The organism is Actinomadura meyerae (assembly GCF_900188445.1).
GTDB lineage: Bacteria > Actinomycetota > Actinomycetes > Streptosporangiales > Streptosporangiaceae > Spirillospora > Spirillospora meyerae.
The window spans coordinates 1-21037 of sequence record NZ_FZOR01000043.1; the positions used below are offsets into that span (position 1 = coordinate 1).

At 72.8% G+C, this 21037-nt stretch carries 23 protein-coding genes; 8 read left to right on the top strand and 15 right to left on the bottom strand.

Annotated features, from left to right (window positions below):
* The first annotated feature begins 673 nt into the window (after window positions 1-673).
* Window positions 674-1087 (top strand): ATP-binding protein, encoded by a 414-nt coding sequence (locus tag CHF16_RS32000; RefSeq protein WP_179271805.1) that lies wholly within the window; start codon window positions 674-676, stop codon window positions 1085-1087.
* A gap of 170 nt (window positions 1088-1257) precedes the next feature.
* The gene (locus CHF16_RS39785; RefSeq protein WP_143228197.1) at window positions 1258-1470 is read left to right on the top strand and encodes a hypothetical protein; all 213 of its coding nucleotides are present in this window, start codon (window positions 1258-1260) and stop codon (window positions 1468-1470) included.
* 24 nt (window positions 1471-1494) lie between these two features.
* On the opposite strand, the gene CHF16_RS32010 is transcribed toward CHF16_RS39785, so the two are convergent.
* Window positions 1495-2331 carry a LysR family transcriptional regulator gene (locus CHF16_RS32010; RefSeq protein WP_089329903.1) on the bottom strand — a complete coding sequence of 279 codons (837 nt, stop codon included), beginning with the start codon at window positions 2329-2331 and terminating at the stop codon, window positions 1495-1497.
* 82 nt (window positions 2332-2413) lie between these two features.
* On the opposite strand from CHF16_RS32010, the gene CHF16_RS32015 reads away from it, so the two are divergent.
* Window positions 2414-3139 carry an SDR family oxidoreductase gene (locus CHF16_RS32015; RefSeq protein WP_089329904.1) on the top strand — a complete coding sequence of 242 codons (726 nt, stop codon included), beginning with the start codon at window positions 2414-2416 and terminating at the stop codon, window positions 3137-3139.
* Window positions 3140-3168: 29 nt separating this feature from the next.
* On the opposite strand, the gene CHF16_RS32020 is transcribed toward CHF16_RS32015, so the two are convergent.
* A complete protein-coding gene (locus CHF16_RS32020) occupies window positions 3169-3735 on the bottom strand; it encodes a carboxymuconolactone decarboxylase family protein (protein ID WP_089329905.1) in 567 nt (188 codons plus the stop codon).
* Complete coding sequence (locus tag CHF16_RS32025; RefSeq protein ID WP_089329906.1) at window positions 3732-4511, bottom strand: IclR family transcriptional regulator; 780 nt, start codon at window positions 4509-4511, stop codon at window positions 3732-3734. The genes CHF16_RS32020 and CHF16_RS32025 overlap by 4 nt, the downstream gene beginning before the upstream one ends.
* An 83-nt stretch (window positions 4512-4594) precedes the next feature.
* Between CHF16_RS32025 and CHF16_RS32030 the strand changes: the two genes are divergently transcribed.
* The 4 genes from CHF16_RS32030 to CHF16_RS32045 are packed head-to-tail and all read left to right on the top strand — an operon-like array spanning window position 4595 to window position 7858.
* The gene (locus tag CHF16_RS32030) at window positions 4595-5347 is read left to right on the top strand and encodes an SDR family NAD(P)-dependent oxidoreductase (RefSeq protein WP_089329907.1); all 753 of its coding nucleotides are present in this window, start codon (window positions 4595-4597) and stop codon (window positions 5345-5347) included.
* Window positions 5348-5361: 14 nt separating this feature from the next.
* Entirely contained in the window at window positions 5362-6150 is a 789-nt protein-coding gene (locus CHF16_RS32035) for an SDR family NAD(P)-dependent oxidoreductase (RefSeq protein ID WP_089329908.1), read from the top strand.
* On the top strand, window positions 6150-7019 hold the full coding sequence (locus tag CHF16_RS32040; protein ID WP_089329909.1) for a fumarylacetoacetate hydrolase family protein: 870 nt from the start codon (window positions 6150-6152) through the stop codon (window positions 7017-7019). Before CHF16_RS32035 ends, CHF16_RS32040 begins: the two co-directional genes overlap by 1 nt.
* Window positions 7016-7858, top strand: a complete 843-nt coding sequence (locus CHF16_RS32045) for a fumarylacetoacetate hydrolase family protein (protein WP_089329910.1) — start codon at window positions 7016-7018, stop codon at window positions 7856-7858. The genes CHF16_RS32040 and CHF16_RS32045 overlap by 4 nt, the downstream gene beginning before the upstream one ends.
* A 56-nt stretch (window positions 7859-7914) precedes the next feature.
* Here CHF16_RS32045 and CHF16_RS32050 read toward each other — a convergent pair whose 3' ends face one another.
* Window positions 7915-8355, bottom strand: a complete 441-nt coding sequence (locus tag CHF16_RS32050; protein ID WP_089329911.1) for a hypothetical protein — start codon at window positions 8353-8355, stop codon at window positions 7915-7917.
* A 190-nt stretch (window positions 8356-8545) separates the two neighbouring features.
* On the opposite strand from CHF16_RS32050, the gene CHF16_RS32055 reads away from it, so the two are divergent.
* Window positions 8546-9154 (top strand): acyltransferase, encoded by a 609-nt coding sequence (locus CHF16_RS32055; protein WP_089329912.1) that lies wholly within the window; start codon window positions 8546-8548, stop codon window positions 9152-9154.
* 27 nt (window positions 9155-9181) lie between these two features.
* Here the strand turns inward: CHF16_RS32055 and CHF16_RS32060 are convergent, their stop codons facing one another.
* The 11 genes from CHF16_RS32060 to CHF16_RS32110 all read right to left on the bottom strand — a co-directional run bounded on the left by CHF16_RS32060 (window position 9182) and on the right by CHF16_RS32110 (window position 20923).
* Window positions 9182-9781 (bottom strand): hypothetical protein, encoded by a 600-nt coding sequence (locus CHF16_RS32060; protein ID WP_143228198.1) that lies wholly within the window; start codon window positions 9779-9781, stop codon window positions 9182-9184.
* 11 nt (window positions 9782-9792) lie between these two features.
* On the bottom strand, window positions 9793-11190 hold the full coding sequence (locus CHF16_RS32065; RefSeq protein WP_218826942.1) for a glycosyltransferase: 1398 nt from the start codon (window positions 11188-11190) through the stop codon (window positions 9793-9795).
* Window positions 11191-11246: 56 nt separating this feature from the next.
* Complete coding sequence (locus CHF16_RS32070; protein WP_089329915.1) at window positions 11247-11663, bottom strand: hypothetical protein; 417 nt, start codon at window positions 11661-11663, stop codon at window positions 11247-11249.
* The gene (locus tag CHF16_RS32075) at window positions 11660-12883 is read right to left on the bottom strand and encodes a glycosyltransferase (protein ID WP_218826943.1); all 1224 of its coding nucleotides are present in this window, start codon (window positions 12881-12883) and stop codon (window positions 11660-11662) included. The genes CHF16_RS32070 and CHF16_RS32075 overlap by 4 nt, the downstream gene beginning before the upstream one ends.
* Complete coding sequence (locus CHF16_RS32080; protein ID WP_218826944.1) at window positions 12883-14514, bottom strand: glycosyltransferase family 4 protein; 1632 nt, start codon at window positions 14512-14514, stop codon at window positions 12883-12885. The genes CHF16_RS32075 and CHF16_RS32080 overlap by 1 nt, the downstream gene beginning before the upstream one ends.
* A 44-nt stretch (window positions 14515-14558) precedes the next feature.
* Window positions 14559-15851, bottom strand: a complete 1293-nt coding sequence (locus tag CHF16_RS32085) for a nucleotide sugar dehydrogenase (RefSeq protein ID WP_089329916.1) — start codon at window positions 15849-15851, stop codon at window positions 14559-14561.
* Between the two features lie 60 nt (window positions 15852-15911).
* The gene (locus CHF16_RS32090) at window positions 15912-16943 is read right to left on the bottom strand and encodes a Gfo/Idh/MocA family protein (RefSeq protein WP_089329917.1); all 1032 of its coding nucleotides are present in this window, start codon (window positions 16941-16943) and stop codon (window positions 15912-15914) included.
* Entirely contained in the window at window positions 16940-18091 is a 1152-nt protein-coding gene (locus CHF16_RS32095; RefSeq protein WP_089329918.1) for a DegT/DnrJ/EryC1/StrS family aminotransferase, read from the bottom strand. Before CHF16_RS32095 ends, CHF16_RS32090 begins: the two co-directional genes overlap by 4 nt.
* Window positions 18092-18277: 186 nt before the next feature.
* Window positions 18278-18682 (bottom strand): PGPGW domain-containing protein, encoded by a 405-nt coding sequence (locus tag CHF16_RS32100; RefSeq protein WP_089329919.1) that lies wholly within the window; start codon window positions 18680-18682, stop codon window positions 18278-18280.
* 220 nt (window positions 18683-18902) lie between these two features.
* On the bottom strand, window positions 18903-20513 hold the full coding sequence (locus tag CHF16_RS32105; protein ID WP_089329920.1) for a solute symporter family protein: 1611 nt from the start codon (window positions 20511-20513) through the stop codon (window positions 18903-18905).
* A complete protein-coding gene (locus CHF16_RS32110) occupies window positions 20510-20923 on the bottom strand; it encodes a DUF485 domain-containing protein (RefSeq protein WP_089329921.1) in 414 nt (137 codons plus the stop codon). Before CHF16_RS32110 ends, CHF16_RS32105 begins: the two co-directional genes overlap by 4 nt.
* Window positions 20924-21037 lie beyond the last annotated feature (114 nt).

A 21037-nucleotide genomic window follows, 5' to 3' on the forward strand; every position in this document is an offset into this window, starting at 1 on the left:
ATACCGAGTTAAACGTGAGACGGACGAGAACATCACCCACGACTCGCCGGCCACGATCCGATTGATCTGCCCAGCAGCTTAATTTAACGGCATTGATCGATAGGGGTACACCGCGATCACTTCGCGGTCAGGTCCGGTTTTCATGTTCTTGCGAACGGCATCAGGCCACAACATGCCCTCATCAACTCCCAACGCGTCCGAGGCCGCCCAGCGGTGACGCGGGTGGGGCCGGCGATCTTCCTCGGCCACCCACCGAGCGACGGTCTTAACGTCCACCCGGCACACCTCGGCGAGATCCTGCTCTGTCAGTCTCGCACTGATCATGGCCCGTCGGAGTGCGTCGTTGGCCACAGCTGCATCGCTCTCGTAGGACGGATGGGACGTTCTCCACGGTAATTCAAGAACGTCCTAGACGTCCTGGAAACGCTGTACAGGCGTCCCACGCCAGAAGGGATCGTCGTTGCTCCAACACAAGTCGGGCCCGGACGCAGCGATTGCCCCGCTGGCCGAGCCCTTGACCGGAAGGCAGTTCCGGCCCATGACGGATCATAATGGCAAATCGCCCCAAATGTCGGCAGCAGTGATGCCGCATCTGCGGTGCCGGGCGGAGTTGTACGAGCTGGACTCGGAGTTTCTCGCGGCGAGAACGGCTCCGGCGCAAGTTCGGTCGCTGGTGGAACTGCGGCTTGCGTCGTGGGGGCTGGCGTGGCTGGCGGATGACATGACGTTGATCGCCAGCGAACTGGTGACGAACGCCGTGGTCCACGGGGCATGCGGGGGGCGGATCCGGGTGCGGCTCCGGCTGGAACCCGCCAGTGTGCTGCTGGCGGTGTGGGACCCCTCAGAACGCAGCCCGGTGCGCAAACGCCCCCTGGAGGCGGTCTTGGGCGACGCGGCCCCGGACGCGGAGGCTCTGAGCCCGGAGCGCGAGGATGGGACGGGCGGACGGGGCGTGCCGATCGTCCAAGCGCTGGCGGACGAGTGCGGGGTGGCCCCAACGGCCGACCCTGTCGGGAAATGGGTGTGGGCGCGCCTCTCGGTGGCGTCCCGGCGGATGCCGACCGGGAACCAGGAGGAGCGTGCGTGAGGGTCCAGGGTCTGGCCAGGGCGGTCGGCCGGTGGCGACTGGTCCTGGACGCTCGGACGCTGGGCAACCATGATGCGGCAGTACGGTGCCTGGAGGCTCTGCGGTTCGCGGTTATGCCGCTCGGCTGGCGGTGCGTAGGGCTATACGACAGGCGAGAGTTCCGGTTCCCAGTGCCGCTGCTGTGGGTGTACGCCAGTGGGCATGGCGAGGACATCGGCGCGGTGGTGACGGTCCGGGCGCTGCCAGGTGGGGCCTGGGGCTACTTCGAGGCGGGCGACCGGCGGGTGGGGTTCATCGCCCCGTGCGGTGACGTCAAAGAGGCGGCCGGAGGCCTCGACGCGCTGCTGAAGCACCGCCTGTTCGCCCTTCGCGACTGGGCCTGACCGGGAGCCGCCAGGCCATCCGTCTCAGAGGGCGGTGGCGGTTCGGATCAGTGTCGCCAGGGGCTGGGAGCGGCTGTGGGGCGGCCAGGCGATCACCGTGGTGACCGGCGGAGCGTCCAGGACGGGGACGGTGGTGAGGTCGTCCCGAAGGTGGCTCCGGCACGTCTCCGGCAGGACGGCGGCGGTGCGGCCAAGGGCGATCAGTTGCAGGAGCTGCACCTGGTCGTGCACCTCGGGGCCGGGACCGTCCGGGTAGGTGCCGTCGGCCCGGGGCCAGCGCGGCAGCGGGAGATCGAGAGCGTCGACGTCGGCCATGCGCAGATGGGTCCGGATGCTGAGGAGGTGACCCGCAGGGAGGACGGCGACCTGCCCCTCCGTCCGCAGCTCCTCGGTATCGAACCCGGCCGTCGAGTCGAACGGCAGGTGCAGCAGCGCCACGTCGGCCCGGCCGTCGCGTAGCAGCCGCTCCTGCTCGCCGGGCGCGCACAGCTCGACGTCCACGGCGACCGCACCGGGTTCGGCGGCGTACGCGTCGAGCAGCTTCGCCAGCAGTTCGCTGGTCGCCCCGGCCTTCGTGGCCAGGACCAGGCTGGGCTCGGTGCGCGCCGCGCGGCGGGTGCGGCGGTCGGCGGCGGCGACCGCGTCCAGGGCCGCGCGTCCCTCGTGCAGCAGGACGCGGCCGGGCTCGGTCAGTGCGATGGTGCGGTTGGTGCGGTCGAGCAGCGTCACGCCCAATCTGCGTTCGAGCTGCTGGATGGCCCGAGAGAGGGGCGGCTGCGCGATGCCGAGGCGTTCCGCGGCCCGCCCGAAGTGCAGTTCCTCCGCCACCGCGACGAAATACCGCAGTTCCCGCGTCTCCATGGCATTCACGATACCCGCGAGGTATCGAAGCCCACCCAAACGGTGTTGGAAGGACGGCCCGAGGCGCACGCAGCATGGGGGCATGAGCGAACAGACGATCGCGCTGGTCACCGGCGCCAACAAGGGAATCGGGTACGAGATCGCGGCGGGGCTCGGTGCCCTCGGCTGGAGCGTCGGCATCGGCGCCCGCGACGAGGCGCGCCGGGAGGCCGCCGTCGAGAAGCTGCGCGCGGACGGCGTCGACGCCTTCGGGGTGCCGCTCGACGTGACCGACGACGCGAGCGTGCAGGCCGCCGCCGCGCTGATCGAGGAGCGCGCCGGACGGCTCGACGTCCTCGTCAACAACGCGGGCGTGACCGGCGGAATGCCGCAGGAGCCGACGAAGGTCGCCCCGGAGACCATCCGGACGGCCGTGGAGACCAACGTGATCGGCGTCGTCCGCGTCACGAACGCGCTGCTGCCGCTGCTGCGCCGGTCGGCGTCCCCGCGCATCGTGAACATGTCGAGCACGGTCGGCTCCCTGACCCGGCAGACCGCGCCCGGCGCGGAGACGGGCCCGATCTCCGCCGCGTACGCGGCGTCGAAGACGTTCCTCAACGCGGTCACCGTCCAGTACGCCAAGGAACTGGCCGGCAGCGGCATCCTGATCAACGCCGCCTGCCCCGGCTTCTGCGCGACCGACCTCAACGGCTTCCGCGGCGTCCGCACCCCCGAGCAGGGCGCCGCGACCGCGATCCGCCTCGCCCAGCTCCCCGACGACGGCCCGACCGGCGCCTTCTACGACGACAACGGCGAAATCCCCTGGTAGGGGATCCCGCAGAAGATCACGCCGCCGCGTCAGACGCGGAAGGTGCGCATTTGCAGGGCGAGGGTGGAGTAGTAGCCGACGAGAGTGGTCAGTTCGAAGACCGTTTCGCGGTCGAGGGGTGGGACGCAGGCGGACCAGGTTTCGTCGTCCACGTCGCCGGTGGTCAGGGCGCGGGTCAGGCGGAGGACGGCGGCCTCGTGCGGGTCGGGGAGGTCGAGGGGGGCGCCGGCGGCGATGGCGGCCATTTCCTCCTCGGTGAGGCCGGCGGCGCGGCCCACGGCCTCGTGGGCGGTGCGTTCGAACTCGCTGTCCCAGGCGGCGGCCACGACCAGGATCGCCATCTCGCGGGACCGGCCGCTGAGCGCGCCCTGGTAGCGGATGGCCGCGCCGAGGCGCTGCAGGGCGTCGCCGAGGGCGGGGCGCAGCAGGAACTCGTTGAAGGGGCCCGCCAGGACGCCCGAGTCGGAGACCAGGTCGAACAGCCGGGGGCCCTTGGCGCGCGGGCCCTCGGTGATCGAGCGGTAGACGGCGAGGCGGTCGCCGTCCAGTTCGTCCGGGGTGAAGGGGTGCTGGCGCTGCGGGGCGGGCGTGGTCATCGCGTCCTCAGTCTCGTGCTGATGTCGTCGGCGGTCTCGCGGAGGCGGTCGAGGATCTCGCCGCGCAGGTCGGCTTCGGAGCGGCGCATCGCGGAGACCGCGACGTTCACCGCGGCGGCCGGGGTGTCGCCGGCGCCGAACACCGGGACCGCGACCGAGCGGAGGCCCTGCGCCAGTTCCTCGTCCTGTATCGCGTAGCCGTCACGGCGGATCTGCTCCAACTGGGCGCGCAGTGCGGCCACGTCGGTGACCGCGTTGGGGCCCGCGCCCGGCGGTAGGGAGGCTGCTGTGATGCGCTGGTCCAGGTCGTCCTGTGGCAGGTGGGCGAGAAGGACCTTGCCCATGGACGTGTAGGGCGCGGGCAGTGTGGAGCCCACGTGCACGTTGGCGGTGACCAGGTCGGCGTTGCGCAGCCGCGCGAGGTAGAGGACGCGGTCGTCGACCAGGACGCCGAGGTTGACCGTCTCGCCGATGGCCTCCGCCAGCAGGCGCAGGGGGCGGTCGCTGAGCTGCACCAGGCTCGACCCGCGCATCGCCGCGGAGCCGAGCGTCAGCACCTTCACCCCGGGCTGGACGGAGCCGTCGTGGCGCCGCTCCAGGTAGCCGAGGTCCTCCAGCGTGGAGACGATCCGGAACGCCGTGGGCATCGGGATGCCGGTCCTGGCGGCGATGTCGCTGGTGCGCAGCGAGAGCGTCGGCCCGTCGAACAGGCTCAGCACCTGGAGCCCCTTGGCCAGCGCGGCGATGTGGTACCGCGACCGGTCGCTTGACGTCATGGCCGGTCCCGCCGATAGTCTTGCTTTGTGAAACCTGCTTTCACACAGTGAAAGTACCTCAGGAAGGCGAGGGACCGCAAGCAATGGCTGATTGGCTGGGTCTGCGCGGCGCCCGGGTGCTCGTCCTCGGCGCGGGCGGGATCGGCGCGGAGTGCGTCCGCGGCTACCTCGACGCGGGCGCCGCGGTCACCGCCGTCGACCGCGATCCCGCGCGGCTCGGCGAGCTGCCCCCGGGCCCGGACGGGACGAGACCGCACACGCTCCCCGCCGACCTGACCGAGCCGGGCGCGGGAGCCGCAGCCGTCCGGCACGCGGTGGAGGCGATGGGCGGGCTGGACGTCCTGCTGCACTGCGTCGGCGTCAACGACCGCAGGCCGATCCTGGAGTTCACCGAGGACGAGTGGGACGGGATCCTCCGCACCAACCTGTCGACCGCGTTCGGCGCGGCGCAGGCGGCCGGGCGGCACATGATCGATGCCGGCGGCGGGCGTATCGTCTTCCTGTCGTCGGTGTCGGGGCACCTGGCGCACCGGAAGCACGGGCCCTACGCCGCCTCCAAGGGCGGCATGAACCAGATGATGCGGGTGATGGCGGCCGAGTGGGCGTCCCACGGGATCACGGTGAACGCGGTCGCGCCCGGCTACGTCGAGACGCCGCTCACCGCCGAGTACCTCGCGAGGCCCGGCGTCCGCGAGGAGCTGGTGCGGCTGGTCCCCGCCGGGCGGCTCGGCACCGCGCCCGAGGTCGTCGGCCCGGTCCTGTTCCTGTCCTCGCCGCGCGCGGCGTTCATGACCGGGCACGTCATGTACGTCGACGGCGGCCGGACCCTCGTCTAACCAGGGAGATTGTCATGAGCACGGAGCAACGCGTCTTTCCGCGGTTCGCCGGGAAGACGGTGCTGGTCACGGGGGCCGGGACCGGCTTCGGCGCCGAGATCGCGGTCCGCGCCGCGCGGGAGGGCGCCCGGGTCGGCGTCCACTACAACAGCTCCAAGCAGGGCGCGGAGCGGACGGCCGAACGCGTCCGGGAGGCCGGAAGCGAGGCGTTCGTCGTGCAGGCCGACATCTCGTCGTGGGACGCGATCCGCGCGCTCGCCGACGAGGTGTTCGCGCAGGCGGGCACGCTCGACGTGCTGGTCAACAACGTCGGGGACGTGGCGACCGAGCAGATGTCGTGGAAGCAGCTGACGCAGGAGTCCCTCGACCGCGTCATCGACGTGGACGTCAAGGGCACGCTGCTGATGACCCACGAGTTCGGCTCCCGGATGCTGGAGCAGGGCCACGGCTCCATCGTGAACATCGGCTCCACGGTCGTCGTCCGGGGCAGCGCGCGCGCTCCGCAGTACGCGGCGGCCAAGTACGGGCTGCTCGGCATCACCAAGTCCTACGCGGCGGCGTTCGCGCCGACCGTCCGCGTCAACACGTTCGCGCCCGGGTTCATGGAGACCGGCGCCACGCTGGAGCGCGAGGACTGGAAGTCCGGGCGCCGCGAGAAGCTCATCGCGCAGACGCCCATGGGCCAGATCCCGCCGCCCGAGGCGGTCGCGGGCACGGCCCTGTTCCTCGCCACCGAGGACGCCTCCCACATCACCGGCGCCTACATGCTCGCCGACGGCGGCTTCAACATGGTGGGCGCCTGATGAAGCTGATCACCTTCGACGAGGGACGGGTCGGCCGGCTGGACGGCGACGACGTCATCGAGCTGGACGTCCCGTCCACGCGGGCGTTCTTCGAGCGCGGCGGCAGCGCCCCCGAGACCGGGGAGCGGCTCAAGCTGGCGGACGTGCGGCTCCGCGCGCCGATCCGGCCGAAGAAGTTCTTCCACACCGCGGGCAACTTCCTCGACCACCACGAGGAGCTCCAGGCGGTCAACTGGTCCCACCCGGTGCACAAGGGCATCGTGTTCTTCCAGAACGTGGACGCGATCATCGGCCCGGACGACCCGATCGTCTATCCGGAGCACCTCACCCGGGAGCTGGACTACGAGCTGGAGCTCGCCGTCATCATCGGCAAGCCGGGCAAGTTCTTCGGGCCGGAGCAGGCGCTGGAGCACATCGCCGGGTTCACCGTGTTCAACGACATCACGGCCCGCGACATCCAGCGCCGCGAGATGGAGTCCGGCGTCTTCTCCTTCAGCAAGGCGATCGACACGTTCTGCCCGATCGGGCCGTGGATCGTCACCGCCGACGAGATCGACGACATGCAGGACCTCGCCATGCGGCTGCGGGTCAACGGCGAGACCCGGCAGACGGGGCACACCAAGCAGATGCGCGTGTCGATCCCGCACCTTGTGGCGTACCACTCCCCGCAGACCTACAGCGCGGGCGACATCGTCACCACCGGCACGGTCTCGGGCGTCGCCGCCGTCCAGCCGGACCCGTTCGACTTCTACCTGCGCCCGGGGGACGTCGTGGAGGCCGAGATCGACGGTGTCGGGACGCTGCGCAACCCGGTGGTCTCCTGGCAGGACGCCTACGGCGAGCCCGCGCCGGAGAAGGTCGACTGGTGAGGCTGGCCAACCTGGCGGGGCGCGCCGCGGTCGTCGCCGGGGACGTCGCGATCGACGTGGCCGAGGCCGCGGAGGGCAGGTTCTCCGCCGACCCGCAGGAGGCGTTCTCCGACTGGGACGCGTTCCGCGCCTGGGCCGCGTCGCTCGACCCGGCCCGGGGGAAGCCGTTCGACGAGGCCGAGCTCGGGCCTCCGGTGCCGCGCCCCCGGCAGGTGTTCGCGATCGGCGTCAACTACGCAGCGCACGCGAGCGAGGCCGGGTACCCGCCCGACACCGCGCCGGTGACGTTCACGAAGTTCCCGAGCTGCCTCGCCGGGCCGGTCGGCGAGGTCGTCCTGCCGTCCGACACGGTGGACTGGGAGGTCGAGATGGTGGTGGCGGTGTCCCGGGAGACCACCGCCGCCCGCCGCGAGGACGCCTGGGACCACGTCGCCGGCATCATGCTCGGCCAGGACCTGTCCGAGCGGACGTCCCAGCTCGCCGGGGCGAAGCCGCAGTTCAGCCTGGCCAAGTCGTATCCGGGCTTCGGCCCGACCGGCCCGTGGCTCGTCACCCCGGACGAGTTCGCCGACCCGTCCGACCTGGCGATCTCGTGCCGCCTGTCCGGGGAGACGGTGCAGGCGGCGCGCACCTCCTCGATGATCTACGACGTGCCGGAGCTGCTCGTCCGGCTGTCCCGGATCTGCCGGCTGTTCCCGGGCGACCTGGTCTTCACCGGGACGCCCGCCGGGGTCGGCAACGCCCGCTCGCCGAAGCGCTTCATCCGTCCGGGCGAAGTGCTGGTCAGCGAGTTGGAGGGCGTGGGCCGCCTCACCCAGCGGTTCGTCGCCGCCAGATGACCGGGAACGGGATGACCGGGACCGGGATGACCGAAAACGGGTGACCAGGGGGCGGGTCAGAACCGGCCGAGCTGCCGCGACGGCGACTCCGGTTCCGTGTCCCGCCCCCGGTTCACGGTGAAGAAGCCGGCGAGCGCGGCGAGCGCCGCGACCAGTTCGCCCGCCAGGCTGATCGTCTTGTCGGCGTACCACTGCGGGTCGTACATCCGCGGGATCGGCCCGAGCTGCCCGAAGTCGACGAAGTAGTACAGCAGCACGGCGCCGGCGGCGCTCGCCGCGACGAGGAACGCGATCGCGTACGTCCATCTCCGCGCCCACACCAGCACCAGGACGGCGGCGACGGCGGCGGCGATCGCCTGCGCGTAGAAGAGGTCGTCCCCCGGGATGACGTCGTCGGGGGTGTTCGGCCCGGGGGCCATGTCGGGCGCGAAGCGCCAGTGCACGACTGCGTCGGCCGCGAGTCCGGCGGCGACGAGGAGACGGAGAACAATGCCCATAACCATTGCACGGTGATACCCCGCCGCCGGATCAACGGGACCGCACCTTTTCCCCTCGGATTTTCCACGGCTCGTTCCCAGCCGTTCTCCCAGCGTTCTCCTGGAAGATCACGGCCGCGGGGGTGCGCTTCCTAGAGTTGCCTGAGGACCGGGGATCCCGCCCGGCGGCCACCGGCAGGGAGGGCAGCGCATGACACCCCGCATCACGCCGAGCGCCCAGGTCGACCCGAGCGCGAAGCTCGGCGACGGCACCACCGTGTGGGACCTCGCCCAGATCCGCGAGAACGCCACGCTGGGCTCGGGCTGCATCGTGTCGCGCGGCGCCTATGTCGGCGCCGGGGTCCGGATCGGCGACAACGTGAAGCTCCAGAACCACGCGCTCGTCTACGAGCCCGCCGTGCTGGAGAACGGCGTGTTCGTCGGCCCCGCCGTCGTCCTCACCAACGACCGGGAGCCCCGCGCCGTGGACCCGGACGGCACGCTGAAGCGCGGCGGCGACTGGGAGGCGGTCGGCGTGCACGTCGCCGAGGGCGCCTCGCTCGGCGCGCGCAGCGTGTGCGTCGCGCCGGTCCGGATCGGCCGCTGGGCGATGGTCGCGGCGGGCGCCGTGGTCACCCGGGACGTCCCCGACTTCGGCCTCGTCGCGGGCGTGCCCGCGCGGCGGATCGGCTGGGTCGGCCGGGCCGGGGCGCGCCTGGTCGAGGGCCCGGACGGGACGTGGGAGTGCCCGCGCACCGGCGCCCGCTACACCGAGAAGGCCGACGAGGACGGCGCGGCGGTCCTCACCGAGGCGTCCTGAGCGGTCAGGGCTCGGCGCTCAGGCTGGTCAGGGCCTGGCGTCCAGGCTCCGGTCCTGGCGGGTCGTCACGACGATGTCCGGGTGCAGGCGGGCCAGCCGGCGGCCGAGCGGCACCGACGTCCGGTCCATCACGACGACGCGGGTGAGCCGGGCGGGGTCGATGCCGCACATCACCCGACGCTGCGCGATACGGGCCAGCAGCAGCGGCCGGACGTGCCGGTAGAACGGCACGAACAGCCGCCGGTGGACGCCGCGGGACAGCCGGGTCCGGACGGTGTTCAGCCGGGCGCCGGGACCGCCGAGCCGCACCACCGGCCGGACGAGGACGCGCGGCATCCGCGTGACGATCGTGTACTCCAGCCAGGGCAGCGGATGCCGCGCCTCCGCCCGGTCGAGCCGGTGCAGCCGCACCCGCCCGTCCAGCTCGTCCCAGCCGTCCGGTTCCGCCGTCACGAGGTCGACCTGGGCGCCCTCCTCGTCCACGAAATGCCCGGCGAGGCCGATGATGCGCTTGTACTGGCGCCGGGCCGGGACGAGCGGCTTCGGGTCCATGGCGAGCTGCGGATCCAGCGCCAGGACGAGCACCTGCGGAGCCCCCGCGCCGCCCTTCACCTCACCCGATCTCATGTCACGGCCGGTCAACGGAACCACCCCGTCCCGCACGCGCCGCGCCTGCGCGCGGCCAGTTCGGTGAGCCGCGCGATCAGCGGCTCCAGTGTCACGTTCCGGGAGAAGCGGTCGGCGTACTCGCGGGCCTCGGCGACCTGCCGCCCGTCCAGCCCGGCCGCGGCCTTGGCGGCCGCCGCCATCGACGCGGCGATGTCCGCCGGGTCGAGGCTGCCCGGGTTGAACCACAGCGGGTAGTCGCGCAGCACCTCCTCCGCCGCCGACCCCGGGGTGTGGACGGACACGACGGGCCGTCCCGCCGCCATGTACTCGAAGATCTTCCCGGAGGTGACGTAGCGGCCGCCGCCGTTGAGGAACACGAGGACGTCGGAGTCCCGGTAGACATCGGCGAGGTCGGTCTTGGACACCGGCCCCCGGTAGCGCACGCCCGGCGCGAGTACCCCGTCGTCCCCGGCCGCCTCCCCGCCGCCCGCCGCGGCGAAGCGGTTGCGGATCACCTTGGCGGAGTTCTTGAAGAAGCCGAAGTAGCCGTAGAAGTCGAGGGACGCGTCCGCCATGTGGGGATGCTCCCGGGCGCGGGAGAACCCCTCGACGAGCTGCTCGATGGGCTGCTGGTCGGTGACGGTGCCGACGTAGGAGAAGCGCGGCGCGTGCGCCCGCGCCGCCTCGCGCGCCGCCGGTGGAGGCTCGGCGATGCTCGGGAGCGTGTCGGCGTCCCACCCGTTCAGGACGGTCATCATGCGGCCCGCCGCGTGCGGATGCCGGTCGGCGTGCCAGGCGCGCTGCGCGTCGTTGACGTACAGCGAGTTCGCCGCCGACCGCAGGATCCGGCTCTCCCACCGCCAGGCGGGATGCCCGTCCTCGTACCTGGGCTCCTCGGAGAACTGGTCGAGGGTCCAGGAGTCCCGGTAGTCGACGATGTAGGGCGTGCGGGTCAGCCTGTGGAACAGCCAGGCCGCGCCGAACGAGGCGAACGGGTTGCCGGTCGCGAGCACGACGTCGAACCTGTGCCGCCTGTGCGTCCGCAGCGCCTGCCAGACGCTCGCCCGCGCCCACGACGCGTAGTGCTCCGGGAAGACGTGTTCCTGCCCCCACGAGTAGAGCGCCTGCGCGAGGTACGGGAACCTCGCCCGGAACCCGCTGTACTCCCGCAGGTTCGTCTCCCACACGAACCGGTTCATGCTCGGCCGCACGAGCGTGACCCGCGGGTCGACGGTGTCCATCAGCTTGTCGTCGACCGAGCCGATCGTGCCGTAGAGGAACGGCAGCGGCGCCGCGAACACCGTGACGTCCCAGCCCAGCTCGACGAGCCGGTTCGCGGTCGCCCGCGGCCGGTACACGCCGCTGGCCCGGGACGGCGGGAAGTAGAAGGCCAGGTACAGCAGGCGCGGAGGCCGGCGTGCAGACACACGTTCGGCCGGTTGCGCGGCCGGGCGTGGGGCCTGGCGTTCTGCCGGGCGTTCACTCATTGGGATCGTCCTCCGGCGATGGTGTAGGCGGGCCGCGCGCCCGCGTCCGCGATCACGTCCGCCAGCTCGGCCACGGTCACCAGCGACTGCGCGTCCCCGACCACGACGAGGTCGACGGACCGGCCGCGCAGCAGCCCGCGGTCGACGGCCCGCCGGCGGATCGCGGCCGGGTCCCTCCGATGGCGGCGGGCCGGCCGCCGGTACGGCCGGAACCGCTCCGGCACCGGACGGTGGCGGCGTTCGAGCGCGGACAGTTCGACGGTCTCGACGCCGTCCGGGAGCGGCTCGTCCGTCCACGCGGACGCCTTACCGACGACCACGGTCGCGGTGCCGCCCCGCGCGCGGACCCGCGCGCATTCCCGGACGACCGCGGGTCTCCGGGTGCCCCCAAGGGCCACGAACACGACGTTCACAGTCCCCCTCCCCCGTCGGGGTCCTCTCCGAACCAGTGCCGGTGGTGCGCCGCGGCCACCGCGCGGTACCCGAAGCGCTCGTCCAGGACGGCGCGGGCCTTCGGCAGGTCGAGGCCGTCCGGGAAGCGGTCGCGCAGGCGGCGGTAGCCTGCGGCGATCGAGCCGGGGCCGTCCTCGACGTCGACCATTTCCCCGGCGGCGCGCTCTATGCCGGCGAGGGTGCGCTCGGGGCCGCCGCAGCGGGTGACGAGCACCGGCGTCCCCGCCGCGACCGCCTCGACGACCGTGACGCCGAACGTCTCCCACCGGGCCGGGTGGACGAGCAGGTCGTGCTCCCGCATCAGCCGCGCGGCCTCGTCCGGGGCGACCGCGCCGGGGAACGCCACGGCGTCCCCGACGCCGAGTCCGGCGGCCCGTTCCGCGAGCCGGTCGCCGAGGACGCCCGTCCCTGCCATGGTGAGCGTCAGCGCGGGGTCCTCGGCGCGGCACTGCGCGAACGCCTCCAGCAGCGGTTCGACGCCTTTGCGCTCGGCCAGGGCGCCCACGTACAGCCAGCGGCGCAGTTCCGTGACGGGACGCTCCCGGGGCCCGTCGAACGACACCGGGTTCGGCAGCGTCTCGATCTTGCTCGCCGCGTCGGGGAAGGCCGCGGCGAGCTGGTCGCGCAGCGCGTCCGTCACCGCGAAGAAACCGGTGCAGCGGTCCAGGACCCGCGCGTACAGGTCCCGGGAGTCCGGCTGGTCGAGGACCTTGTCGAGGAACGAGGCGTGCTCGGTCACGAACACCCGCGCGTCCGGCCGCGCGTTCTCCAGGGCCGTCCAGCCGCCGCGCAGCCCCACGTGCGCGTGAACGACCGGCGCCGGCAGCGGCTCCCCGCCCAGCGCCTCGCGCAGCCAGCGCGCGTGCTCGCGGGCGAGCTCCGCGAAGGTGTATCCGGGGACCGTCGGCACCGGGATGCGCAGCAGCCGGGCCCCCGCGACCGCCGGCTGCGGCCGCAGCGCGACGGGCAGGAGCCGCCGATGCGCTGCGCGCGCCGCTTCCACCTTCTCGGGCGCGTCCCGCATCGGCCACGCCTCGGTGTGGTAGACGGTGACGTCGCCGCAGCCGGGTGCCGTCGCCTCCACCATCGTCTGGACGAACGCCCCGGCCCACTCCTGCAACGGGTTCGGGTACCAGGGGGTGACGATGGCGACGTCCCGACCGCCCGCTCGGACCGCCATCAGTCCTGGCTGGCGACGAGAGGACCGGCGGGCGGCTCCGCATCGGGGGACGGCCCGGCACCGGCCGAAGGGGACGGCGCGGGCCGGGCGGCGAACGGCAGCAGCCGGGTGTAGACGGCGTCGAGGATCTCCGCCTGCGCCTCCCACGTCCACTCGCGGAGCAGTTCGGGCCGCTCGTCGTACACGGCCCGGTACCGGTTCGGGTCGGCCAGCACCGCCTTGAGGGCCCGCACGTAGTCGTCCAGGTCCTCGGCGCGGAAGACCTCGCCCTGCCCGGTCTCCCGCACCATGCCGCCCATGGCCCGGACGTCGCTGACGACGATCGGCAGCCGCGCGTGCGAGTACTCGAAGAACTTCGTGATCAGCGCGATCTCGTGGTTCGGCCAGTGGTGGATCGGGATGACGCCGGCGTCGGCGGCCGACAGGAACTCCACGACCTGGTCGAACGGCACGTACGGCAGGATGTGCAGCCGGTCGGCGACGCCGAGCCCGGTGGCGCGCGCGAGCAGCCCCCGCACGTACTCCGACCGCGCCGTGGCGACGACCAGGGCGACGTGCAGCCGCGGCAGCCGGGGCAGCGCGTCGATCATGATGTCCAGGCCGCGCTGCACGGAGGCGCTGCCGCTGTAGACGGCGAGCGGGACGTCCGGCCCGATCCCGCACAGCTCCCGCAGGTCCGGGACCGGGGCGCGCTCCTCGGAGCTGCCGCCCGCCGCCCGCTCCGCGGCGAGCGGGGCGTTGAGGACCACGGTCGGCTTCTCCCGCAGGCCGTGCCGCTCGACGAGCAGGTCTCCGAGGGCCGCCGACACGGTCACCACCGCGTCCGCGTCGCCCGCGTACTCGCGCTCGTGCGCGCACATCGCGGGATGCCAGCGCGGCCCCGCGCCCCACGGCCGGATGCCGGGCAGGAATTCGTGCGCGTCCCACACGAGCTTGACGTCCCGCCCCTTCGCCCGCGCCCGCCGCACGGCGCGCGCGCCGATCCCGAGCATCCGGAAGTCGTTCGCGTGGACGATGTCGGGCTCCAGCGCGTCGACGATCTTCCCGTATGCGCTGTCCCAGTCCCACAGGTTGCGGTCGAGGACGCGCCAGGCCCGGTCGCCGAGCACCACCTGCCAGAACCGGATCGGCAGCCGCTCCAGCGGCGCGTGCGGATTCTCCCGCGCGGCAGCGAGCGAGCCGGTCTGCCGCACCCGCAGCGCGACCCACCGCGACTGGGTCTTCGCCGTGGCGCGCCGCGCCATCAGCCACGCCTTGCGCAGCCCGCCGCCGGGCGCGACCCTGGACGCGGCGAGGTCGGCGCGGCGGGACTGGACGAGCCGGCGCCGGTAGTCCGCCACGCTCGGATGCCCGTAGGCGAGCGGGCGGCGCAGCGTGGCGCGCAGGGCGCCGTGCCGGTCCCGGACGAGCGTGTGCTGCAACGGGACGAGCCGCACGTGCGCGCCGCCCAGCGTCCAGGACTTCCGCCGCCGGCTCGGCGGCGCGCAGCCGAGCAGGTGCACCTCCCAGCCCGCCCCGGCGGCCGACGCCGCCGCCTTCTGCACCCGCGAGTCCCGTTGGACGTCGTTGTCGACGAGCATGACGATGCGGCCGCGCGACTCCACGGCCGCCCTGTCGGCTTCGTTCCGCATTGATGCTCCCAGTCAGTGCTCAGCCAGCGTGCTCGGGCCGCGGGTCATCCGTCCGCGCCGCCGATGACGACGCGTTCCACGCCGCGCCAGCGCGCCGGGTCGGTGACGCGGCGGCCGTCGACGAGGGCCTTGACGCCCGGCAGGTCGTCCGCCCCCAGGTCCCGGTAGGCGGCGTGGTCGGCCTGCACGATCGCGGCGGTGACCACCTCCCCCCGGTGCGGGGGCAGGCCCAGGTCCGCGAGTTCCTCGGCCGTGTACATCGGGTCGGACACGTAGGGGACGGCGCCGCGCGCCCGCAGCGCCTCGACCGTGGGGAAGACACCGGAGAACGCCGTCTCCTTCACGCCGCCCCGGTAGGCGGCGCCGAGCACGAGCACCCCGGCGCCCGCCAGGTCGCCGTAGGCGTCCGCGAGCAGCCCCACGGCGTACTCGGGCATCCCCGCGTTGGCGTCGCGGGCGGCGCGCACGACCGTCGCGGACGGGTCGTTCCACAGGTACATCTGCGGATAGACGGGGATGCAGTGGCCGCCGACCGCGATCCCCGGCCGGTGGATGTGGCTGTACGGCTGGGTGTTGCAGGCGTCGATGACCTTCATGACGTCGACCCCGACCGCGTCGGCGTAGCGGGCGAACTGGTTGGCCAGGCCGATGTTGACGTCCCGGTAGGTCGTCTCGGCGAGCTTGGCGAGTTCGGCGGCCTCCGCCGGGCCGAGGTCCCAGACGCCGTTGGGCCGGTCCAGGTCGGGCCGCTCGTCGAAGTCGAGGACCCGCTCGTAGAACTCGACGCCGCGCCGGGTGGACGCGGCGTCGATGCCGCCGACCAGCTTCGGGTAGCGGCGCAGGTCGGCGAAGACCCGCCCGGTCAGCACCCGCTCCGGGCTGAACACCAGGTGGAACCCGTCGCCGGGCGCGAGGCCCGAGCCGTCCGCCAGCATCGGCGCCCACCGGCCCCGGGTGGTGCCGACCGGCAGCGTCGTCTCGTAGCTGACGAGCGTGCCGGGACGCATGCCCGCCGCGATCGAGCGGGTCGCGGCGTCCATCCAGCCGAAGTCGGGCGCGCCCCGCCCGTCCACGAACAGCGGGACGACCACGACGACCGCCTCCGACTCGGCGACCGCCGCCGCCGTGTCGGTCGTCGCGATCAGCCGCCCGTCCCGGACCGCCGCGTCCAGGTGGACGTCCAGCTCCGCCTCGCCCGGGAACGGCTCGCGCCCTGCGTTCACGTCCGCCACGACCCGTTCGTCCACGTCGGCGCCGATCACCCGGTGCCCCTTGCGGGCGAACTGCACCGCCAGCGGAAGACCGATCTTGCCCAGCGCGACCACGCAGATCCGCATCAGCCACCTGCTCCTTCAAAAGAATCGCCAGATGATTCGCCAGAGGAACCCCGCGCGCGGTCAGACGGCACCCAGCACCTCCGCCGGGCCGAGGTCGACCGTCGTGCCGAGGCGCGCCGACTCCAGCACGGCCACCGACACCTCGACCGTCCGCAGGCCCTGCCGCAGCGTGACGATCCCCGGCTCCTCGCCGCCGTTCGCGCCCGCGCGGACCGCGTCGCGGAACCGCTCGTGCTCGACCAGCAGCGGCTCCCGCTTCGGGATCGCGTACCGGACCATGTCGCCCTCGGACACGCCGCGGAACGTCCGCAGCGCCTCCCATTCGGTGCTCATCTCGCCGTTGGCGTAGAACGTCAGGTCGGCCGTCAGCGTGTCGGCGACGAAGCAGCCGCGCTCCCCGGTGACGGCGGTGGTCCGCTCCTTGAGCGGGCTCAGCCAGTTCACGAGGTGGTTGACCATCGCGCCGTCGGCGAGGCGGCCGACGGCGGCGACCATGTCCTCGTGCGGGCGGCCGGTGCGCGCCACCGTGTGCGCGCAGATCGACACGTAGTCCTGGCCGGTCACCCAGGCGGCGAGGTCGATGTCGTGGGTCGCCAGGTCCTTGACGACGCCGACGTCGGCGATCCGGTTGGGGAACGGCCCCTGCCGCCGCGTGACGACCTGGAACACCTCGCCCAGCTCGCCCGCCTCCAGCCGGGCCCGCAGGCTCTGCAGCGCCGGGTTGTAGCGCTCGATGTGGCCGACGCCCGCGACCAGGCCGCGCGGCTCGAACGCCTTCACCAGCCGCTCGGCGGACTCCACCGATTCGGCGAGCGGCTTCTCGATCAGCGCCCCGGCACCGGCCTCGGCGAGCGCCAGGCCCACCTCCTCGTGGCTCGCCGTCGGGCAGGCGACCACCGCGTAGTCGATGCCGAGGTCCAGCAGGTCCCGCAGCGAGTCCAGCAGCGGCACCCCGGGCGGGACGCCCACGGGATGCTCCGCCGGGTCGACGACCCCCACGAGGTCGACGCCGTCCAGCTCGTTCAGGACCCGCGCGTGGTTGCGTCCCATGACGCCGAGCCCGACCAGCCCGGCCCGCAGCGGCGCGCTCATGACGTGCCCCTCCCCCCTGTGGCCCGGTGACCGCCTGTGGCCCAGTGCCCGCCGGCCACCGCGTTGACGGCGTCGGCGACCCGCGCGAGGTCCTCGTCGCCCACCGACGGATGCACCGGCAGCGACAGCACCTCGGCCGCGGCCCGTTCGGTCTCCGGCAGGTCCCAGCGCGGGTCCGGCCGTCCGTCCAGCAGGAACGGCCGCAGCCGGTGGACGGGCGTCGGGTAGTAGACGGCGCTCCCGATCCCGCGCTCCGCCAGGCCCCGCTGGACGGCGTCGCGCTCCGCGACCCGGACCGTGTACTGGTGGTAGACGTGCCGCGCGCCGTCCGCGACGGGCGGGACGGCCGCGGCGGTGATCTTCGCGTCCAGGAACCGCGCGTTGGCGATGCGCCGCTCGGTCCACTCGGGCAGCCGCTTGAGCTGCTCGCGCCCGATCGCCGCCGCGACGTCGGTGAGCCGCAGGTTGGCGCCGACGATCTCGTTCGCGTAGCGCTGCTCCATGCCCTGGTTGCGCAGCAGCCGCAGCGTCCGCGCGGTCTCCGGGTCGGCCGTGGTGACCATGCCGCCTTCGAGGGCGTGCATGTTCTTCGTCGGGTAGAAGCTGAAGCAGCCGGCCGTGCCGAACGCGCCCGCCGGGGTCCCGCCGAGGGCGGCGCCGTGCGCCTGGCAGGCGTCCTCGACGACGGCGAGGCCGTGCCGCTCGGCGAGCGGGACGATGCGGTCCATCGCCGCCGGGTGCCCGTACAGGTGCACCGGGATGATCGCGGCCGTGCGGGGCCCGACGGCGGCGGCGACGGCGTCCGGGTCGACGCAGAACGTGGCGGAGTCGATGTCGGCGAAGACGGGCTCGGCGCCGGCCAGGCGGACGACGTTGGCGGTCGCCGCGAACGTGAACGACGGGACGACGACCTCGTCGCCGGGGCCGATGCCGAGCGCCATCAGGCTCAGCTGGAGCGCCGACGTCCCCGAGTTCACCGCGACGCAGTGGCGGCCCCCGGCGAGCGCGGAGAACTCGTCCTCGAACGCGGCGACCTCGGGCCCCTGCACGACCCGCCCGCTGCGCAGCACGCGCACGGCCGCCGCGATCTCCGCCTCGCCGATCACCGGCCCCGCCGCGGGAACGGCCCTCTCCGCTTCCACGGACATGCTCGGACTCCTCAGGCGAATGGTGGGATCGACGCACGTTGGTGCGTGCTCAGCAAAATCCCCCCACCCGAGGGACGGACGCCCACCGGGCGCGGACCATCAGCCGAAGCCTGGCTTAACGGAAAGTGTCCAGGTAGCGGCCCTGCCCGCGCACCGCGCCCTACCAGCTCACTGCGCCCGGCTCTCTCACTGCGCCCTGCCCGCCTTGACGCGCCGGTAGCTCCAGTAGAGCAGCGCGAAGAGGATGATCCCCGACAGGATCAGACCGGACCCCGTGCTCCACCCCGAGAAGGGCAGCTCGTCCACGAGCCCCCACGCGACCCCCGCCGCGAACAGGGCCAGCCCGGTCAGGATCGACCCGGTCAGCCGCCACCAGGAGGTCACGCTCTCCTCCGCCGCCTGGATCGCCCGCTCCCGGACGGGCTCGACGTAGCGGTCCACGGCCGGGAACTCCCGCGCGAGGATCAGCAGCCCCGCCAGGACCAGCAGCAGCCCCGGTCCGGGCAGCACCAGCAGCGCGACGCCGGTGAGCAGCACCAGCCCCCCGCCGACCAGGATCGCGCCGCGCCTGGCCGACCTCCCGTACCCCATCGCCCCTCCCGTCCGGCCGGGGCCCGGACCGCCCTCCCCGCCAGGTCGCCGTGTCGTCCACGGTAGATCTTGCACACGACGGCGCGGCCAAACCCCGGGCATGGAGCGGCCCCGTCCCGAGGGGGCGTGGGGCCGGGACGGGGCCGCGAGCCGCGCGGGACCGGGCGACGGTCGCCCGCGCGGCGGGTGGGGCGGGGGCGGCGGGGACGCCCCCGCGGATCTAGTGCTCGACCGCCTGCTCGGCACCGGCGCCGGTCAGCGAGCGGACCTCGATCTCGGCGTACTTCTGCGCGTTGAACTCCTTGCTGAGGACGGTCCCGAGGAACCCGGCCAGGAAGCCGATCGGGATGGACACGATGCCCGGGTTCTCCAGCGGGAACCAGCTCCAGTCGTGGTCGGTGAACAGCGCCTTCTCCGAGCCGGACACGACCGGGGAGAACGCCACGAAGAAGATGGCGGAGCCGAGGCCGCCGTAGATGGCGGAGACGGCGCCGGCGGTGTTGAACCGCTTCCAGAACAGGCTGTAGAGGATCGCGGGCAGGTTCCCGGACGCGGCGACCGCGAAGGCCAGCGCGACGAGGAACGCCACGTTCAGGCGCTGCGCGTAGATGCCCAGCACGATCGACACGGCGCCGATCACGAAGGCGGCGATGCGGGCCACGCGGACCTCGTCCCGCTCGGTGGCCTTGCCCTTGCGGAACACGTGCGCGTACAGGTCGTGCGAGAACGACGAGGACGAGGCGAGCGTGAGCCCGGAGACGACCGCGAGGATCGTCGCGAACGCCACCGCCGCGATGACCGCGAGCAGGATCGTGCCGCCCGCCGAACCGAAGACGATCTCTCCGATGCGTTCGGCGAGCTGCGGTGCCGCGGTGTTGCCGGCCGCGTTGACCTTGGAGATCTCGGCGGAGCCGACGAGCGCGGCGGCGCCGAAGCCGAGCACCAGGGTGAACAGGTAGAAGACCCCGATGAGCCCGATGCCCCACATGACGGACTTGCGGGCATCGCGGGAGGTCGGCACCGTGTAGAAGCGGATCAGGATGTGCGGCAGCCCCGCGGTGCCGAGGACGAGCGCGAGACCGAGGCTGATCAGGTCGAGCTTGCCGGTGAGGCCGGAGTCCTCGGTGGCGTACCGCAGGCCGGGCTCCAGGAACTCGTCCGGCTTGCTGCTCTTCTCGGCGGCGTCGTTCAGCAGCGACGACAGGTTGAAGCCGGAGTCGCCCAGCACCAGCAGGGTGATCAGCGCCGCGCCGGTCATCAGCAGGACGGCCTTCACGATCTGCACCCAGGTGGTGCCCTTCATCCCGCCGAACACCACGTAGATGATCATCAGCACGCCGACCATCGCGATCGTGGCGCCCTTGGCGAACTCGCTGGTGAAGCCGAACAGCAGTGCGACGAGCGCGCCCGCGCCGACCATCTGCGCCAGCAGGTAGAAGATCGACACCACGATGGTGGAGACGCCCGCGGCGGTGCGCACCGGGCGCGGGCTCATCCGGAACGCCAGCACGTCCGCCATGGTGAAGCGGCCGGAGTTGCGCAGCAGCTCGGCGACGAGCAGCAGCGCCACGAGCCAGGCGACCAGGAACCCGATCGAGTAGAGGAAGCCGTCGTAGCCGTACAGCGCGATGAGCCCGGCGATGCCGAGGAACGACGCGGCGGACATGTAGTCGCCGCCGATCGCGAGGCCGTTCTGCGCGCCGGAGAACGAGCGGCCGCCGGCGTAGAAGTCGGTCGCGCTCTTGGTGTTGCGGCTCGCCCACACGGTGATCCCGAGGGTGGCGGCCACGAACACCAGGAACAGGATGATCGACAGGGTCTCGTTGCTCATCGGGCATCCTCCGCGGCCTCGGCGGTCCCGGCTCCGGCGGTCTTGGCGGCGCCGGCCGCCCCGGCGGTCCCGGCGGACGCCGCGACCTCCGCCTCCACCTCGCCGCGCAGCTTGTCGGCGAGCGGGTCGAGGCTCCGCTCGGCATGCCGCGAGTACAGGTACGCGATGCCGAACGTGGACACGAACTGCAGCAGCCCGAAGACCAGCGCGACGTTGATGGAGCCGAACAGCTCGGTGCCCATGAAGCCGCGCGCCCAGCCGGACAGGACGACGTAGAGCAGGTACCAGCTGAGGAACGCGACGGTCATGGGGAATGCGAATCGGCGGAACCTGCGGCGGAGTTCCTGGAACTCCGCGGTGCCCTGGAACCGTTCATAGACGGTGCCGGGGGCGCTCTTATCGACGGACACGACCGCCCTCCTCTGTTGTGACGCCAATCACGCGCCACGGTAAAGATCCAGCTCGGAGGGCACGAGGGTGCGGCGCCGGGGCTGCGGCCAGGGGCCGGTCATCGTCGCCGGAAT

Bases quoted from the DNA above. Each gene is read 5' to 3' on its own strand.
- CHF16_RS32010 (WP_089329903.1), bottom strand. From the start codon at position 2,331: ATGGAGACGCGGGAACTGCGGTATTTCGTCGCGGTGGCGGAGGAACTG.
- CHF16_RS32015 (WP_089329904.1), top strand. From the start codon at position 2,414: ATGAGCGAACAGACGATCGCGCTGGTCACCGGCGCCAACAAGGGAATC.
- CHF16_RS32020 (WP_089329905.1), bottom strand. From the start codon at position 3,735: ATGACCACGCCCGCCCCGCAGCGCCAGCACCCCTTCACCCCGGACGAA.
- CHF16_RS32025 (WP_089329906.1), bottom strand. From the start codon at position 4,511: ATGACGTCAAGCGACCGGTCGCGGTACCACATCGCCGCGCTGGCCAAG.
- CHF16_RS32030 (WP_089329907.1), top strand. From the start codon at position 4,595: ATGGCTGATTGGCTGGGTCTGCGCGGCGCCCGGGTGCTCGTCCTCGGC.
- CHF16_RS32035 (WP_089329908.1), top strand. From the start codon at position 5,362: ATGAGCACGGAGCAACGCGTCTTTCCGCGGTTCGCCGGGAAGACGGTG.
- CHF16_RS32040 (WP_089329909.1), top strand. From the start codon at position 6,150: ATGAAGCTGATCACCTTCGACGAGGGACGGGTCGGCCGGCTGGACGGC.
- CHF16_RS32050 (WP_089329911.1), bottom strand. From the start codon at position 8,355: ATGGGCATTGTTCTCCGTCTCCTCGTCGCCGCCGGACTCGCGGCCGAC.
- CHF16_RS32055 (WP_089329912.1), top strand. From the start codon at position 8,546: ATGACACCCCGCATCACGCCGAGCGCCCAGGTCGACCCGAGCGCGAAG.
- CHF16_RS32060 (WP_143228198.1), bottom strand. From the start codon at position 9,781: ATGAGATCGGGTGAGGTGAAGGGCGGCGCGGGGGCTCCGCAGGTGCTC.
- CHF16_RS32075 (WP_218826943.1), bottom strand. From the start codon at position 12,883: ATGGCGGTCCGAGCGGGCGGTCGGGACGTCGCCATCGTCACCCCCTGG.
- CHF16_RS32080 (WP_218826944.1), bottom strand. From the start codon at position 14,514: ATGCGGAACGAAGCCGACAGGGCGGCCGTGGAGTCGCGCGGCCGCATC.
- CHF16_RS32085 (WP_089329916.1), bottom strand. From the start codon at position 15,851: ATGCGGATCTGCGTGGTCGCGCTGGGCAAGATCGGTCTTCCGCTGGCG.
- CHF16_RS32090 (WP_089329917.1), bottom strand. From the start codon at position 16,943: ATGAGCGCGCCGCTGCGGGCCGGGCTGGTCGGGCTCGGCGTCATGGGA.
- CHF16_RS32095 (WP_089329918.1), bottom strand. From the start codon at position 18,091: ATGTCCGTGGAAGCGGAGAGGGCCGTTCCCGCGGCGGGGCCGGTGATC.
- CHF16_RS32100 (WP_089329919.1), bottom strand. From the start codon at position 18,682: ATGGGGTACGGGAGGTCGGCCAGGCGCGGCGCGATCCTGGTCGGCGGG.
- CHF16_RS32105 (WP_089329920.1), bottom strand. From the start codon at position 20,513: ATGAGCAACGAGACCCTGTCGATCATCCTGTTCCTGGTGTTCGTGGCC.